This window comes from Nocardia sp. NBC_00565 (assembly GCF_036345915.1).
Lineage (GTDB): Bacteria > Actinomycetota > Actinomycetes > Mycobacteriales > Mycobacteriaceae > Nocardia.
Genome location: NZ_CP107785.1, coordinates 475883 through 490708, shown reverse-complemented (window position 1 = coordinate 490708; position 14826 = coordinate 475883). Strand labels below are relative to the sequence as shown.

The 14826-nt window shown below is 65.5% G+C and carries 16 protein-coding genes and 1 pseudogene; 8 read left to right on the top strand and 9 right to left on the bottom strand.

Going from position 1 to position 14826, the window contains the following annotated elements:
• Positions 1 to 18: 18 nt before the first annotated feature.
• Positions 19 to 1110, bottom strand: a complete 1092-nt coding sequence (locus OG874_RS02655) for a PDR/VanB family oxidoreductase (RefSeq protein WP_330253532.1) — start codon at positions 1108 to 1110, stop codon at positions 19 to 21.
• A gap of 11 nt (positions 1111 to 1121) precedes the next feature.
• Positions 1122 to 2024 carry a metal-dependent hydrolase gene (locus tag OG874_RS02650; RefSeq protein WP_330253531.1) on the bottom strand — a complete coding sequence of 301 codons (903 nt, stop codon included), beginning with the start codon at positions 2022 to 2024 and terminating at the stop codon, positions 1122 to 1124.
• A 236-nt stretch (positions 2025 to 2260) separates the two neighbouring features.
• Here OG874_RS02650 and OG874_RS02645 point away from each other — a divergent pair, with 236 nt between their 5' ends.
• Positions 2261 to 3658 (top strand): WS/DGAT/MGAT family O-acyltransferase, encoded by a 1398-nt coding sequence (locus tag OG874_RS02645; protein WP_330253530.1) that lies wholly within the window; start codon positions 2261 to 2263, stop codon positions 3656 to 3658.
• A gap of 45 nt (positions 3659 to 3703) precedes the next feature.
• Here OG874_RS02645 and OG874_RS02640 read toward each other — a convergent pair whose 3' ends face one another.
• Together OG874_RS02640 and OG874_RS02635 are read right to left on the bottom strand one after the other, a co-directional pair.
• Positions 3704 to 4618, bottom strand: a complete 915-nt coding sequence (locus OG874_RS02640) for an alpha/beta fold hydrolase (RefSeq protein ID WP_330253529.1) — start codon at positions 4616 to 4618, stop codon at positions 3704 to 3706.
• Between the two features lie 78 nt (positions 4619 to 4696).
• Positions 4697 to 5155 carry a MaoC family dehydratase gene (locus OG874_RS02635; protein WP_330253528.1) on the bottom strand — a complete coding sequence of 153 codons (459 nt, stop codon included), beginning with the start codon at positions 5153 to 5155 and terminating at the stop codon, positions 4697 to 4699.
• 114 nt (positions 5156 to 5269) lie between these two features.
• On the opposite strand from OG874_RS02635, the gene OG874_RS02630 reads away from it, so the two are divergent.
• Complete coding sequence (locus tag OG874_RS02630) at positions 5270 to 6013, top strand: glucose 1-dehydrogenase (RefSeq protein ID WP_330253527.1); 744 nt, start codon at positions 5270 to 5272, stop codon at positions 6011 to 6013.
• A 12-nt stretch (positions 6014 to 6025) separates the two neighbouring features.
• Here the strand turns inward: OG874_RS02630 and OG874_RS02625 are convergent, their stop codons facing one another.
• The gene (locus tag OG874_RS02625; protein ID WP_330253526.1) at positions 6026 to 6895 is read right to left on the bottom strand and encodes a hypothetical protein; all 870 of its coding nucleotides are present in this window, start codon (positions 6893 to 6895) and stop codon (positions 6026 to 6028) included.
• On the opposite strand from OG874_RS02625, the gene OG874_RS02620 reads away from it, so the two are divergent.
• The 3 genes and pseudogenes from OG874_RS02620 to OG874_RS02610 all read left to right on the top strand — a co-directional run.
• Complete coding sequence (locus OG874_RS02620) at positions 6883 to 7038, top strand: hypothetical protein (protein WP_330253525.1); 156 nt, start codon at positions 6883 to 6885, stop codon at positions 7036 to 7038. The genes OG874_RS02625 and OG874_RS02620 overlap by 13 nt on opposite strands.
• Positions 7039 to 7125: 87 nt before the next feature.
• Positions 7126 to 7623 carry a DUF1772 domain-containing protein gene (locus OG874_RS02615; RefSeq protein ID WP_330253524.1) on the top strand — a complete coding sequence of 166 codons (498 nt, stop codon included), beginning with the start codon at positions 7126 to 7128 and terminating at the stop codon, positions 7621 to 7623.
• Between the two features lie 73 nt (positions 7624 to 7696).
• Positions 7697 to 7841 (top strand): annotated as a pseudogene (locus tag OG874_RS02610) (helix-turn-helix domain-containing protein); the annotation flags it as partial.
• Between the two features lie 69 nt (positions 7842 to 7910).
• On the opposite strand, the gene OG874_RS02605 reads toward OG874_RS02610, so the two are convergent.
• The 4 genes from OG874_RS02605 to OG874_RS02590 all read right to left on the bottom strand — a co-directional run bounded on the left by OG874_RS02605 (position 7911) and on the right by OG874_RS02590 (position 12143).
• The gene (locus tag OG874_RS02605) at positions 7911 to 10892 is read right to left on the bottom strand and encodes a DEAD/DEAH box helicase (protein ID WP_330253523.1); all 2982 of its coding nucleotides are present in this window, start codon (positions 10890 to 10892) and stop codon (positions 7911 to 7913) included.
• A 205-nt stretch (positions 10893 to 11097) separates the two neighbouring features.
• Positions 11098 to 11433 (bottom strand): hypothetical protein, encoded by a 336-nt coding sequence (locus OG874_RS02600; RefSeq protein WP_330253522.1) that lies wholly within the window; start codon positions 11431 to 11433, stop codon positions 11098 to 11100.
• A gap of 7 nt (positions 11434 to 11440) precedes the next feature.
• A complete protein-coding gene (locus OG874_RS02595; protein WP_330253521.1) occupies positions 11441 to 11779 on the bottom strand; it encodes a hypothetical protein in 339 nt (112 codons plus the stop codon).
• Positions 11772 to 12143: a hypothetical protein gene (locus OG874_RS02590; RefSeq protein ID WP_330253520.1), complete on the bottom strand. Its 372-nt coding sequence runs from the start codon at positions 12141 to 12143 to the stop codon at positions 11772 to 11774. Before OG874_RS02590 ends, OG874_RS02595 begins: the two co-directional genes overlap by 8 nt.
• A 325-nt stretch (positions 12144 to 12468) precedes the next feature.
• Here OG874_RS02590 and OG874_RS02585 point away from each other — a divergent pair, with 325 nt between their 5' ends.
• The 3 genes from OG874_RS02585 (at position 12469) to OG874_RS02575 (ending at position 14786) form a co-directional block, all read left to right on the top strand.
• Positions 12469 to 13359: a helix-turn-helix domain-containing protein gene (locus tag OG874_RS02585; protein ID WP_330253519.1), complete on the top strand. Its 891-nt coding sequence runs from the start codon at positions 12469 to 12471 to the stop codon at positions 13357 to 13359.
• Complete coding sequence (locus OG874_RS02580; protein ID WP_330253518.1) at positions 13356 to 13565, top strand: DUF397 domain-containing protein; 210 nt, start codon at positions 13356 to 13358, stop codon at positions 13563 to 13565. The genes OG874_RS02585 and OG874_RS02580 overlap by 4 nt, the downstream gene beginning before the upstream one ends.
• A 627-nt stretch (positions 13566 to 14192) precedes the next feature.
• Entirely contained in the window at positions 14193 to 14786 is a 594-nt protein-coding gene (locus tag OG874_RS02575) for a DUF3558 domain-containing protein (RefSeq protein WP_330257695.1), read from the top strand.
• Positions 14787 to 14826 lie beyond the last annotated feature (40 nt).

The window sequence follows — 14826 nt, the reverse complement described above, 5'->3', positions numbered from 1 at the left end:
CAGATTCCCCAAGGTCACTCACAGGTCCAGCACCAATCGCCCACCCTTCGACCGCGATACGCAGACGAGCATGTCGCCCGCCTCGTGATCGGCGGCGGTGAGCACGGTCTCGCGATGGTCCGGTTCACCGGACAGCACCCGCACTTTGCAGGTGCGGCAGAAGCCCTGGCGGCACGAGTACGGCCGATCCGGGCGACTCGCCAGAATGGTCTCCAGCGCGGACTTGTCCGCGGGCACCTCGACAACCTCGCCGGTGGCGGCGAATTCGATCTCGAATGGCACACCGTTTACGATCGGCGGCGGCGAGAACCGCTCGGAATGCAGCTCCACACCGGGTATTTCGCGCACCGAGTCGGCGACCGCGGTGGTCATCGGGACCGGTCCGCAGCAGTAGACGGCGGTGTCGGCGGTCACACCAGCGAGCAGCGCTGCGGCGGCGGGCAATCCGTGTTCGTCATCGGTGCGCACGGTGACCCGGTCGCCGAATGCCGCGATCTCGTCGAGGAACGGAATGGTGTCGCGACTGCGACCGGTGTACACCATCGACCAATCGATACCGAGCCGCAGCGCGAGCCGAGCCATCGGCAGAATCGGGGTGATCCCGATCCCGCCCGCGATGAAGTGCAAACGGGCGGCGGGTGATCCGTGACCGGGCACCGCGAAGGGAAAAGCGTTACGCGGACCACGCACCACGATGCTCGTACCGACCGGCAGCTCGTCGTGCACCTCCATCGAGCCGCCCCCGCCGTCCGGAATGCGGCGCACCGCAACACGATAGGCCCGGGTATCGGCCGGATCACCGCACAGCGAATACTGCCGCAACCGGCCCGAAGGCAGTTCCAGATCGAGATGCGCGCCCGGCCGCCACGGCGGAAGTTCGCGCGCATCGGGCGATTCCAGCCGCAGACTCACCACATCCTGGTCGTGCGCCTCGATCCGCCGCCCGGTCACCACCAGCGCCAACCGATGATCATCGGCACGCGGCGACAGATCGCGGCGGTTGATGATCGTGGTCCAGCGCAGCCGTGCCGAGGCGACTGCGTCGAGCACCCGGACCGCTCGATCCTGATCACGCTTACCGAAGAGGTCGGCGGGCCACTGCTCCGGCATCGGCCGCCAGCTCAAGACGCGACCGCCTGGGCCGCTGGCGACTTGGCCAGATACGCCACCGCCTGCGCCGTCGAGCCGACCGATTCCGGGTTGTAGCCGGGCTTGAAGGTCGTCAACGCGCTCCACAGCAGCGATGGCACGCCGGGCAGCGCACCGCGCCACATCGAGCCGAGGACCCGCTTGGCCAACCGCGGGTAGCCGAGGTCGGGCAGCGCGGGATCCTGGTGCACCATGAATTTGGTGCCGCGCACCACCAGCGTGATGAAGATGGGGAAGACGATCGTCATGATCGCCGCGCGACGCACGTAGCCCGCACCGAAGTAGACGGCCACATCGTGCGCGACATGCCGATGTTCGACCTCCTCGGCACCGTGCCAGCGGAACAGATCCGCTACCCGCGGGTCGGCGCCGAACTTCTCCAGATCGGCATTGAGCACCCAATCTCCGAGGTAGGCGAAGAAGTGCTCCAGACAGGCGATGAACGCCAGCCGCTCCACCATCACCTGGCGTTGCGCGACCCCACCGACCGCCTTGGGACCCAACGACTTGCGGAACAGGTATTCAGCCTGCCGCACATAGGGTTCCGGGTCGATGCCGTTGGCGGCGAGCACTTCGTGCAGCACCTTTTCATGCGTCTCGGCATGCATGGACTCCTGGCCGATGAAGCCGAGCATGGCCTCGCGCAGCTTCTCGTCCTGCACGAACGGCAGCGCCTCGGAATATGCGGCACAGAACATCCGCTCACCCTCGGGCAGCAACAGGTTCAGCGCGTTGATCAGATGCGAGGCGATGGGTTCCGCGGGCATCCAGTGCAACGGCGTATCCGCCCAGTCGAATCGCACATTGCGCGCGTTGAGGGCGACCGCACCGGGATCGATGTCCACCCGCTGCCGCGCCCGACGAAGTAGCTTCATCGATACTCCTCGATCTCACCGGCCGCGCCACAGCTCATGACGAGCCGCGGCCGCGACAGTGCATACCTTCCTACATGGCCGTAGTAATGATCATACACATATATGAAACCTCAGGTAACACACATGCGCCACCCGCCTTTGTGGAACATCGCCCGCTTGACAATCGAGGCCGCTACTGTGAGCGATATCCCTCGATTCAGCCGGTAAACTAGAACACGTTCTAGTAGGCTTTGGCTATGGAGCGACTAACCGGATTGGATGCCAGCTTCCTGTATCTCGAGACCGGGACCCAGCACCTGCACGTGTGTGCGCTGCTGATCCTGGATCCCGCCGCAGGGGGCGCGCACTACACCTTCGAAACATTCAAAACTGAACTCGGCCGACGACTGCCGCTGATCCCGCAGATGCGGCGGCGCATCCACGAGGTTCCGTTCAACCTCGACCATCCGGTCTGGGTGGAGGACCCGGACTTCGACCTGGATCATCATGTCCGGCGCATCGAGATGCCGAGTCCGTTCGGGCGCCAGGAACTGGCCGACCTGGTCGGCGAAATCGCCAGCGTGCCGATGGACCGCAGCCGTCCGCTGTGGCAGATGCACGTGGTGGAGGGCCTCGAAGGCGACAAGATCGCGGTGATCTGCAAGTACCACCACGCGTCCGTGGACGGGATCACCGGCACCAACATGATGATGCATCTGTGTGATCTGGAACCGGGACTGACCGAGCCCGAACCGGCACAGCAGTGGCAGCCCGAAACCCAGCCCAACGACTGGAAGTTGGCGGCCGAGGCGGTGGTCAATCTGCCGAACAAGCTCGGCCTGGTCGCGATGGTGCCGAAAACCCTTGGCATGGTCGCCGGTTTCGCACAGCGACGCCGAAACAACCAGGGGGGCATGGCCTTACCGCTGACCGCACCACGCACCCCCTTCAACGGCGCGATCAGCCCGGATCGCACGGTGGCCTTCACCGAAACCGATCTCGGCGCGATCAAGGAGATCAGGACAGCCTTCGACGTGAAGATCAACGACGTCGTATTGACCATCGTCGCCGGTGTGCTGCGCGCGTATCTGGACAAGCACGACGAACTGCCCGACAAGTCGCTGATCGCCTCGGTGCCGGTATCGGTGCACGACACCTGCCAGCACACCGCGGGCATCAACAAGGTCTCCTCGCTGTTCTCCCACCTCAGCACCGATATCGCCGATCCGGTGCAGCGCCTGCGGCAGGTGGCCGAGGCCAACCACGACGCCAAGAAGGAGCACTCCTTGGTCGGCGCGGACTTCCTGATGGACTGGTCGAAGTACGCGCCGCCGAACGCTTTTCAGCTGGCCGCGCGCGTGTACTCGTCGCTGAAGCTGGCCGAGCGTCATCCGGTGGTGCACAACCTGGTGGTGTCGAATGTTCCGGGCCCGCCGATGCCGTTGTACTTCCTCGGCCACCAGGTCGAGGCCATGTATCCGTTCGGGCCGGTTTTCCACGGCGCCGGACTGACGGTCACCGTGCTGTCCAATAACGGCGATCTGGACTTCGGCTTCATCGCCTGCCGGAAGCTGGTGCCGGACCTGCAGGCCATCGCCGACGCCGTCCCCGGCGTCGTCGACGAATTGCTCACCGCAGCACGCGATCTGGGTTGACCCACACCGCCGTCCTGTTCGCCATCGCCGCCGGACAGGGCCGCATCAGAGGTTCTTTGTCAGCCTTGCGGCGACAGCGGCGCAAGCCGCCAGCAGTACCGGTACGAAGCGGTCGGCCTCGAGCACGCAGGATGCGTGACCGGCCTTGACCAGATGAATGCTCGCTCCGGGAATCATGGTCGCCATTTCCAATTGCCGATAGACCGGAATCGCCCGGTCCCGCGTCGTGATCACGACGGCGGTCGGCATCTCCAGCGTCGAAAGCCAAGCGGTCGAATCGAATCGGCCGACCTCGGCGATGACCTGTGCCATCGCCCAGCCACTATTGCTGCGGAATTCGTTGAGCGCCCAGCGATTCAGTTTGCCCGGCGCCCACGTGTGCTCCGGCAGATCGGGCAGTTGCCCGACATACTCCTCGGCGCGGCGGTATGCGTAGGGGCCGATGGCTTCGGCCAGCGCGCCGAAGGCCTGATGAAAGGCGCGCTCACGCAACTTCTCCTGGAATCGGTACGGGGTCGCGCACAGCACCAGACCGCTCACCCGATCCGGATGCCGATGTGCGGCAAGCAATGCGACGACACCGCCCAGGGAGTACCCGGCCAGCATGGCCCGTTCGACACCGAGCGCGTCGGCCACGGCGACGACGTCATCGGCGCAGTCCTGCACCGAGAACCGCGCCGAGCGGATGCCGCGGCCGTGCCAGCGCTGATCGAACACGATCACCCGGTAGCGCGCGGCCAGCGCGTCCAGCGCGGGGAACCAGGTGAGGTAGCCGGTGCAGGCCGTGGCGTGCAGCAGGATCAGCGTCGGCGCGCCCTCGGGTCCCGGAACATCGACGACGTAGGTGCGGCCGCGTCCCGGCAGCTCGACGAGCCGTCCGCCGGGCACCTCGGCGATATCGGGCACCCCCGAGCGCCGGGAGAACCGCCGCATCGGCACCGACGAGCCTGGATTCGTCATCGTCGGCCCTCCTCTGCGCAGTCCACGGCATTATTAGAACGCGTTCTATATCGATGATGCCACAGGACCGAGCAGCACTCAGGTCAAGGCGCGGACGATGTATTCGGCGATGCAGGCCGGCTTGTCGCCACCTTCGCGTTCGATGGTCGCCCGAACGACGATCTGCAGGCCGCCGGCGACCTCGTCGACGCTGACGATAGTGGCGCGGGCGCGGATCCGGGACCCGGCGGGTACCGGCGAGGGGAAACGAACCTTGTTCAGGCCGTAGTTGATTCGCGCCGAGGCGTCGGTAATGGCGATCAGGTCGGCCATCATCGGCGGGAGCAGCGACAACGTGAGATAGCCGTGTGCGATGGTGGTGCCGTACGGGCCGTTCGCCGCGCGCTGGGGATCGATATGGATCCACTGGCGGTCCTCGGTGGCCTCGGCGAAGGCGTCGATACGGTCCTGACCGACGTCGATCCAGGTACCGACGCCGAGATCGGTGCCAGCGGCGGTCCGCAGCGACTCCATGGTGAAGGTAGTGGGCTGACTCATGCGATGCACAGTAGCGTTTGTGCACTGGCCGATACCGGATCACGAACAGCTCGGCGAATCATCTGTAACGTGTTCCAGTAGGTTTGACGGGATCGAGAGACGGAGGAGGCCGCGATGGGGCGGTTGACCGGCAAGGTGGCGTTGATCAGCGGTGGGGCGCGCGGTATGGGTGCGGCGCACGTGCGAGCGCTGGTGGCCGAGGACGCGCGGGTGGTGTTCGGCGACATCCTCGACGACGAGGGCGCGACGCTAGCCAAGGAACTCGGCGACAACGCCGCCTACGTACACCTCGACGTACGCGAAAAGCAGCAGTGGCGCGACGCTGTCGCCGAGGCGGTGCAGCGGTTCGGGTCGTTGAACGTCCTGGTCAACAATGCGGGCATCGTCAACGGCAACCTGCTGGTCGACTTCGAATTGGCCGAGTGGCAGAAGATCATCGACATCAACCTCACCGGCACCTTCCTCGGCATGCAGGCCGCCACCCCCGCGATGATCGAGGCGGGCGGCGGTTCGGTCATCAATATCTCCTCGGTGGAGGGCATGCGCGGCAGCCCCGGCCTGCACGGCTACACCGCCACCAAATTCGCCGTCCGCGGTCTCACCAAATCCACCGCACTCGAGTTGGCGCAGTACGGAATTCGCGTGAACTCGATCCATCCCGGCCTGATCCGCACACCGATGACCGAGGGCATTCCCGAGGACTTCCTGCAGATCCCACTGGGCCGCGCCGCCGAAGCGTCCGAGGTCTCGGCCCTGGTGACCTACCTGGCCAGTGACGAATCCTCGTACTCGACCGGTGCGGAATTCGTCATCGACGGCGGACTCACCGTGGGGGTCCCGCACAAAACGTTCTCCTGAACGGTCCGGCAGTCACGAATCTGTTCCCTTGCCCCAACTGGGGTGCTGCGCAGTTTGTTTCGGGTCAGTGAGACGGCGCGGGTTGCTGCCGTCGCTGTTCATCACCCAGATCTCGGCTTTGCTCACGAGCGCTGAATCACGGGTGAAACGGGCGAAGAGGATCGTGCCGTCCGGGGCGAACGACGGGTGCCCCGTGGAGTCGTCGGTGAGCGGTCGGATGTGATCACCGTCGACGTCCATCACATAGATCTCGGACCGGTCCTTCCCACCGCGGTTGCTGGTGAACACAATCCTGGCTCCGTCCGGGGTGAAGACCGGCTCGGAATTGAAGTACCCATCCATCAGCAGCTGCCGTTGGCCGGTTCCGTCGGATGCCATCACCCAGATCGTGTCGGCCCTGGTGAACACGATCGTCGAACCATCCGGCGAGAACGCGGGATGTTGCGACGATGTCAGGTCGCGGCCGGATGTGGTGCCGGGGGCGGTGAGTTGCTTCAGCTCGCCGCCGTCGGAGTTCATCACGTAGATGACGCCGCCGCGAACGAAGGCGATCCGGGTGCTATCGGGCGAGAACGTGGCGTGGTATCCGCCATCGGCGAGTTTCACGACATTGCTGCCGTCCGGATCCATCGTCGAGATCGAACGACCATCGACCACGATCTTCGAGCCATCGGGAGCAAAGCTCGGATCGCTACCTTCGGCGATCCGGGTGACCTCGGTGCCGTCGGGATTCATCACGAAGACCGACTGCCAGTCGTCAGCGAATGCGATCTTCGCCGGACGCGGCGACTGCTCAGGCTCCCCGCCGCAGCCGACGATCAGCGCCGACAACGCAACGGTGATGGCGACGGCCCGCAGCAACCGGGTTCTTGTCTCGAGCATGGCGCCCAACCTATCCGCACCACCGGTCCCGGGAATCCCGGCGGCCGATCTACTACTGCCCGCGGGCCGGCGACCAGCACGGCCAGTACGGCCAGTACGGCCAGTACGGCCAGTACGGCCAGTACGGCCAGTACGACCTCTAGAGATGTTACGGAAATCATATTTCACGACGCTCTAGGCAATCTAATATGAGGTTCATACATTATGAAACTCAAAGATATGGAGCGGCCGTGATCCGAATCGCCCACTTCCTCGCACTGACCTTCAGCGGCATCTTCGCCGGTTTCCTGATCGCCGTACTCGTCCTGGAGCTATCGATGCGAGACGCCACGGGTCCGGTCTACACCCAGGTCCGCCAGATCGAACTGAAAGGCTTGGACGTCCTCGCCGCAGTCACCCTGCTCCCCGCCCTCATCGCGACCGCCTTGATCATCGCCGCGCGCTTCCGTGAAAAAGGACTCCCCCGCCGACTCCCCCTCACCGCATTCACCCTGCTGGCCGGAGTCCTGATCCTGACGATCATCGTCAACCTCCCCATCAACGCCGACCAGCACGACTGGATCGTCGCCATGCCGCCGCCCGACTGGGCCACCGCCCGAGACCATTGGCAGATTTCCCACGCAATCCGCACCGTCGCCGCAACCCTCGCCTTCGTGACGCTGGCCGCTGCGGCCATGGGCTCGAACCCCGGATCATCGCCGAATGCCAGCAGGTTGCCGAGGTCGTGATTCGAGCGGGTGGTGGGCGCGACGGGTTACCGGAGGGCGATGTAATTGGTCTCGAGGTACTCCTCGATGCCTTTGGGAATCCGCCGCGACCGCGACCGGGGTGCATCGGCACACGCTGCGCAAGCGGATCAGCACGGCCGAGACCCTGCTGGGCGTGGATCTCGACAGCGCGCGTACGCGCCGAGCTACTGCTGGCGATGCGGGCCCGCCGCTCGTGATCGACGAATTCGACTGTACTGGACAAGATCTCGCGAATGGAGCCCTCGCCGACGTCACCGACCTCGGACTTACTCGTCGTGGCTGCGCGCCGGATGCCGGTCAATGCCGAGTTCTGTCAGCGCCTGCTGCCGTTGTGCGGAGAGTCGTCCGGTTCGATAGTCCTCACGGCGTGACCGGATCCACAGACCGAGCCGAAAGCCGTCACAAGTGACGTGTCCGGCGGGGACGTCGATGTGGCCGTTTTGCTCGCGGTAGGCACGTAGCGCCGCGATGGCGTTGTCCCACTGGGCTTCTCGTGGACCGCGCCAGTCGACACCGAGTGCGGACAGGGTAGCCGCCTGAGTCGCGGGCAGCCTGCCCGAGCGATGGTCGCGTCGGCATTGCGCGAGCCACGCGCCGAGCCGGAATCCGTCCGGAACGCGGTAACCGCGGTCGACGCTGACATGGCCGTGCTCACTCCGATATGCCTCGAGGTGGTGTACTCCGATCAGCCACCGCGATTGTTTGTGTGCGCTGCCGCCGCTGGGTTGGGAATCGAGATCGACGCCGAGCCGGCGCAGGTCCGCGATCTCGCCAGCGGTCAACGCACCCGATCGGTACCTGGTTCGGCATCCGCTGATCCAGGCGCCGAGCCGGAATCCCGCCGGTGTCGCATACCGTTGGGCGGGGTTGGCGTGCCCGAACTCGCGGCGGAAGGCGGCCAGATCTTCAACATGCTGGTGCCACAGCCGCTGACTCCAGCGCTGGTCGGCGAGGTCGACTCCCGCGGCCGACAGCTCGGTGGCCTGTTTGCTCGGCAATGTCCCGGCGCGGTACATCGCACGGCGCCGCGACAGCCATTTGCCGAGCTGGAATCCATCCGCCGCAACGTAAGTGGCCGGGACATCGGTGTGACCACGGTGGCTTCGATAGGCATCGAGCGCCGCCAACGCCGTCCGCCATCGGCTGGAGCGGCGGCTGATGCCCGGGTTCCAGTCGATACCCAGAGCTTCCAGGATCTCGGCGTGTGCGCTCGGCAAGGCGCCCGCCTTGTATTGCTCACGGCGCTTGCGCAGCCATTGCCCGAGTTCGAAGCCGTCGGCGGCCACGTACGAGATCGCGACATTGCCGTGCCCGTGCACGGTATGGAAAACGCGCAGCGCCGCGATCCCGGCCTCCCATTTGGCGGTGGCCCGATCCCAGCTCACACCGACGGCTGCCAATTCCGCCACCCGCTGCGCCGACAGCTTCCCGGCCCGACGCCGAGTGCGGCACTGCGCCAACCACTCCCCCAACCGACGTCCGTCCGCGCACCGATAGCCGTAGCCGACGTTCGCATGGCCGTGCTCAGTGCGGAATCGGTGCAGCGCGGCGATGCCCGCCGACCATCTGCTGTTGAACGGATCCCAGTCCACACCAAGGGATTCCAGCTTCGCGACCCGGTCGGCACGCAGTCTCGCGGCTTTGTATTCCCGTCGGCACCGAGCCAACCACTCACCCAACGGGTAGCCGTCGGGCGTGCAGTAGTCGTAGGCGACGTCGGCGTGTCCGTACTCGGCGTGAAAGGTCATCAGAGCGCCGTAGTTCTCCCACCATCCTGAGGTCGTCGTCGCTACGGTGCGCAGCAGGATCGCTCGATGGAACCCGTCGCTCACCCTGGCCGGCGCACCGTCGATCTGCAGCCAGGCCGGTAGGTCACCGGGCTCCCTGGCTTCGGGCCGCCCGGTCCACCACTGCGCTCGCCGCTGGTCGAGGTAGTCGGCGATGCGTTCATCGTGCGCACGCAACGCCCGCACCACCCGCCAGACGGTATCGAAGTCCGAACCATCCAGCGCCGCTTGCGGATTCTCCCCTTCGGTGAGGAAGATCGGCACGATGATGGTGGCGACCTTGCCCGTCTCGCCGCCGCGCCGCAACGCCCGGCCGACGGCCTGCACCACATCGGTGGCCGAATCGCGTGGGTCGGCGAACATCACCGCGTCCAAGGCCGGGACATCCACGCCCTCGGCGAGCCCCCGCGCATTCGAGACCACCACCGTGGCATCGCCGGGACGCTGTAGTGCGGCCAGCGCGGTGCGCCGGTATCGCGGTGCCATATCCCCGCTGACCCAGCGGGCCCGCACCTCCCACGGCGGCCGCTCTGACGCGGGCAACAGCTCGATCGCGGCGGCCAAGCCGGTAGCGAACCGGGTCGCCGCCATGACCCGTCCGTGATAGGTGATGACCCGACGTAATCCATAGTCGCGCACCGCTTTCGCCAACGCGACCTGCATTCCCAGCAGCCGCGCCGATACTGTGCGTCCCGCGACAGTCACCTGCCGGCGCGCGGCGGTCAGTTTCGCCACCTCGGCATCGGTGACCGTCACCACCGCCACGCGATAGTCGGCCAGCAGCCCGGACTCGATCGCGGCCGCGAAAGGCAGCTGGAACACCTGCCGACCGAACACCGCGGGATCGTCCATGCTCACGCTGTCGGCGCCACCGCCGGTCATGATCCGCGGTGTCGCGGTCAGATACAGCCGCCGCGCCGCCGGTACCAGCCCGTCCTCGTGGATCTGCGCCCACTGCCCCTTCCGGCCGGCAGTGCGATGGGCCTCGTCCACCACCACCAAACCCCAACGCCCCAGCCCGTTTTCGGCATGCGCCGCCATGATCACCGGCAGACTCGCATAGGTGGCGAATACGGTGACGCGCCCGGCTCGGCGGGTGAAACCGGCGACCGCGACCGGGTCGGTGGTGACCGGGGCGCGCAGGTCGGTCATCTCCGCGCGTAACTCGGCTGCCGCAGCCGTGGCCTGTCTATCGCCGCACACCGCCGCGATGACACCAGCCGCCGCACCCAGATGACTCGCATAGGAGTGTGCGGTCTGCGACAACAACTCCAGGGTGGGCACCAAGATGAGCACCGAACCAGCGGGCTCCAGGCGTAGCGAGCACTCCGCGCCGATCAGAGTCTTACCGGTCCCGCACGCGGCCACGGCCGTCGCCCGGCCGGATTCGGCCAGTTCGACGCAGATCTTCTCAATCGCCTCGACCTGGTGCGGCCACAGCCGGTTATCCGACTCCTGCATCCCAGCTCCCCTCGGATCGGTGAAATCACGCAGCGTCCACGCTGACTGGTCTCGGTACTTTCGGCACCGCTACAACGTCGACCATGCGTCGCTCTTTGGGTTTCCCATGCACCGATTCGCGCGCCGAGCCTGTTCTCGCCCCGCGCTTTCGTACGCGGCACAAGGGCAGGCGCGTGGGGCACAGCACTCCCCGGCTCGCTCTCGTTCACCACGGTTTTCCCCAAAGTCGGTGTCGGCGTGCGGAATCGGGATGGAGGCGTCCGGCCGCCACCAGCGCGTCGAACGCGGCGTGCTTGCGGTCGCAATCATGGTCGCGGTGCAGTTGCATGGCGAGATGGGCGTCGGCCAGAGTGAACGGTTGATCGGGCGGGCCGCACGTCCATGCCCTCGGCCATTCGACCGGACGTAGGCGGCAGCGACCCGCGGCGGGCCGGTGGCGGCGAGGCCGGTCGACCGGCCACACGCACGCCACCCCGACCATCGCGAACGCGCCACCCCCGACGACCGCGAGCACGCTGTGCACCACTTGCCATGCGCCCATGGTCTTTTCACCGCCCGCGATCGTCGCCCGGACAGGTCGGCGGTAGTGCTAGTTGCGTGAGCCCGTCGAGCACCTGCTGGAACGTCCCGAGTCCGGGTGTACCGATGGGGAGGCAGCCCCCGATGGTCTCAGCCGGGAAAGCGATACCACGCCGGTGGGCGCGTTCGCGCGGGCTCAACTCTTGTGGCGCGATCCGGCCGTGCCGCACAAGTGTGTAGTAGGCCGCCCACTTCCACGCGCACCGCTCGATCCGGCACGCGCGGTGACGCCGCATCTGCTGGTGCGCCAGCTCCACCTCGGCGCGGCCGCAGATGGTCGGCGGGGTGAGGATCGTGTCTTCACTCATCACGCGGCTCCTCGACAGGGGGTGTGGGCGCGGCAGAACGCGCCCAAGTACCGTGCGGGCACACGGTTTCCAGATCGAAACCCGCGTCGCAGATCAATGCGGGCCGACAGCCCACATGCTCGAGGTCGAAGACAACGATCACCTCGACCGCGAGCCCGGCCGCCATATCGAGCGCGTACCCGATCGGATCGTCGACGTCGGCCGGTGGCCGCATGGTGTACACGTACTGATAGCCGAGCGTGTGCGCGTGGCGCCGCACCTCCTCGGCGTGGCGTGGCGCATCCGGACCGGAGACGTTATCGCGCACGAACCCAATGGCTTTCGGTTTGTCGCTCGTCGGCGTGATGGTTTGCGTGTGTGTCATGGTTCCCCCGGAACCTGGTCGGTGTGTTGGGTGTCGTTCAGGTGACCGGCGGTCGCTTGGTTCGCTCGCGGGGATGGCTCGAGACGCGATGCGGGCGGCTGAAGTTGTTGTGGTTCCGGCAGATCGGCGGTGTTCTCGAGGCTCCGACCTGCGGTGCCATCTGAACGTCGGGACCAAGCACACCACGCGCGCTATGCTGTGACGAGCTCTCTGGGACTCCCGATTAAAGTCGTCCCAAATCCGCAGGACGTATCCCGAATCCGGCGTACAGCGCGTGCCACATTCGATTCGCGACCGTCCCAGATCTGCAGGGGGTGCGAGAACTTTGACCAGCGAAGATGATTCGTCGACCCTGCCCAGGCGACAGCTCGGGCGCTTCCTCCGCGAAACCCGCGAGGGACAGGGACTATCCATCGACCAGGCCGCGAGGCTGGCCGAGCTGAGCAAGAGCGGGCTACACCGCATCGAAACCGCGCAAGTGGCGAAGGTCAAGATTCGCGAGATCAGAGCCGTGTGCCAGACGTACGGAGTGCCGGAGGACGAAACCGAACGCGTCCTCAAACTCGCTGAGCAGGCCCAGGTCAAGAGTTGGCACACGGCGTTCAACGGGCTCTACAGCGATTCCACGTTCAATATGTACATTGGGCTCGAAGCCGCTGCGCGCCAACTGATTGCGTACCATGAAATCGTCCCGGGCCTGTTACAGACGGCCGACTACGCTCGTGCGCTGATCAGCTCGTTCTACCGTGACAGCGACCCGGAGGACCTCGACCGTCGGGTAGAGCTGCGATTGAAACGGCAAGCCGTCATCACCCGCAGGTCCGACCCGGTGAATCTTGAACTGTTGCTTCACGAATCAGCTCTACACCGCGTCGTCGGCAGTCCGCGCATCATGGCTGCCCAACTACGGCACCTAGCCGAGATCAGCAAGCTGCCGAACATCTCACTCCGCATACATCCGTTCGCGAGCGGATGCACCCAGGGTCTGTTGCACGGCCCATTCGTAATCCTTGACTTCGGCACCGACGCCAGAGGCCGCCAGGTAGAACCCCCTCTGGTCTATTTCGAAGGAGCAGGAAAGCCGGACTTGTACCAGGAAAATGCCGATGACGTGCGGCGCTACCATGACATTGCATCGGTCATACGACGCACAGCACTGGATGAGACACAAACGCGAGACCTGCTCCGGCGGGCAGCAAGGAGTTACACAGCGTGAATACTGAACTATCCGGGGTGAACTGGTTCAAGAGCAGCCACAGCAGCGGCCAAACCGAGTGTGTCGAGGTGGCGTGGCTCGATGGGGGCGGGGTTGGCGTTCGTGACTCGAAGAACCCGACCGGCCCGGCACTGACGTTCACGCCAGGCGAATGGGATGCCTTCACCGCTGGCATCACGGACCGAGAGTTCAACCGCCCCAGCTGAACCCGCACAAACACCGAGCACCACCAAGCGGCCCCGTTCGACGAGCCCACGTCGAGGCGGGGCCGTCTGCTGTCCCTACTCTTGGCTGCTGTGCTGCGGACGGGTGGTCAACTCCGTACGCTGTCATCGCGCTTTCCGCTCCAAATCCGCCTCTCGCTCCGCTCGCTTCTGGTGGTACCAGTCCGTGAATGGCGGGTCACTTCCAAGGACTCGGACAAGAATGGCACGCAGGACGGTCCGGTCGTGGCCGCGCATCGGCAACAGTGCCAGCTTCACTGGCAGAAGGCGTAAGTCGCGCAACGAAGCCGGATAAGAGCGAGTGCCCCAGAATTCGTCTGCACAGACTCGGGTCCTGGACCGGCGCGCCGGATTGCGTCCGGAAGGTCTGCCGGGATCGCATGCAACTCAACCGGTGTCGTTTCGGTCATGTTCGCTTTTGGTGGGAACCGAACGGACGTCCGGCGCGTCTCATCTCATGTGGACCAAACCTTGGGCAACGCATGCGCCGTGTATGACCGTCTTGCCGCTGGACCGTCCATCCAGAGGATCGAGAGGCCCGGCGCTGTCCTCGACGTCGGATAAAGTCGCCGATACGATCACGGGGTGCACAGGAAGCGGGGGGTGGCCATGCGCAAAGTCGCGGGCGCGGTTCTCATCACGGGAGTTTTGGCGGCAGTACCGGCGCTGACTGGATGCGGGTCGTCGGTTAACGGTGACGCGAGGCCCAGTGGGAGCACGAGCGCGGCGACCACGAACTCGGGGACGTCGGGGCTCGCGGCAGATGTGCCGCAGGGGTACAAACCTTGCACGGAGATCCCGAAGAGCGTGCTGGACTCCGAGAAGCTGCACGTAGGAGTTATCCCCAACACCGTCGATACCGAGGCATCGGGCGGGATCAAATGGCGTGGCTGCAACTGGGTCCGATCGAACGGCTTTACGGTCGGCATCACGACCACGAACCTGACCGTGCCGTTCGTCGTTAGTCGCGGCTACCCGGACACCCGCGAGTTCACCATCGCCGGTCGATCGGCGGTCTCGACTCGGCAGGTCACGGAACGTCTGAGCGAGTCGTGCACGGTGAATGTGGAGATGAAGGGCGGAAGTCTCGATTTCCTGCTCAACAATCCACCATCAGGCCGGGACACCGGGTCGCTCGATGCGTGTGAGCTGGTGCGAAGTGTTGCCGAGAAGGTCGCTGCGACCTTGCCTGTCGGCGCATGAGATCACGCACAGCGAGCGGAACGATCGGGAGGGAGCAGAG

Bases quoted from the DNA above. Each gene is read 5' to 3' on its own strand.
- OG874_RS02635 (WP_330253528.1), bottom strand. From the start codon at position 5,155: ATGAGTCAGCCCACTACCTTCACCATGGAGTCGCTGCGGACCGCCGCT.
- OG874_RS02625 (WP_330253526.1), bottom strand. From the start codon at position 6,895: ATGCTCGAGACAAGAACCCGGTTGCTGCGGGCCGTCGCCATCACCGTT.
- OG874_RS02640 (WP_330253529.1), bottom strand. From the start codon at position 4,618: ATGACGAATCCAGGCTCGTCGGTGCCGATGCGGCGGTTCTCCCGGCGC.
- OG874_RS02650 (WP_330253531.1), bottom strand. From the start codon at position 2,024: ATGAAGCTACTTCGTCGGGCGCGGCAGCGGGTGGACATCGATCCCGGT.
- OG874_RS02655 (WP_330253532.1), bottom strand. From the start codon at position 1,110: ATGCCGGAGCAGTGGCCCGCCGACCTCTTCGGTAAGCGTGATCAGGAT.
- OG874_RS02645 (WP_330253530.1), top strand. From the start codon at position 2,261: ATGGAGCGACTAACCGGATTGGATGCCAGCTTCCTGTATCTCGAGACC.
- OG874_RS02605 (WP_330253523.1), bottom strand. From the start codon at position 10,892: ATGCAGGAGTCGGATAACCGGCTGTGGCCGCACCAGGTCGAGGCGATT.
- OG874_RS02630 (WP_330253527.1), top strand. From the start codon at position 5,270: ATGGGGCGGTTGACCGGCAAGGTGGCGTTGATCAGCGGTGGGGCGCGC.
- OG874_RS02600 (WP_330253522.1), bottom strand. From the start codon at position 11,433: ATGGGCGCATGGCAAGTGGTGCACAGCGTGCTCGCGGTCGTCGGGGGT.
- OG874_RS02590 (WP_330253520.1), bottom strand. From the start codon at position 12,143: ATGACACACACGCAAACCATCACGCCGACGAGCGACAAACCGAAAGCC.
- OG874_RS02595 (WP_330253521.1), bottom strand. From the start codon at position 11,779: ATGAGTGAAGACACGATCCTCACCCCGCCGACCATCTGCGGCCGCGCC.
- OG874_RS02575 (WP_330257695.1), top strand. From the start codon at position 14,193: ATGCGCAAAGTCGCGGGCGCGGTTCTCATCACGGGAGTTTTGGCGGCA.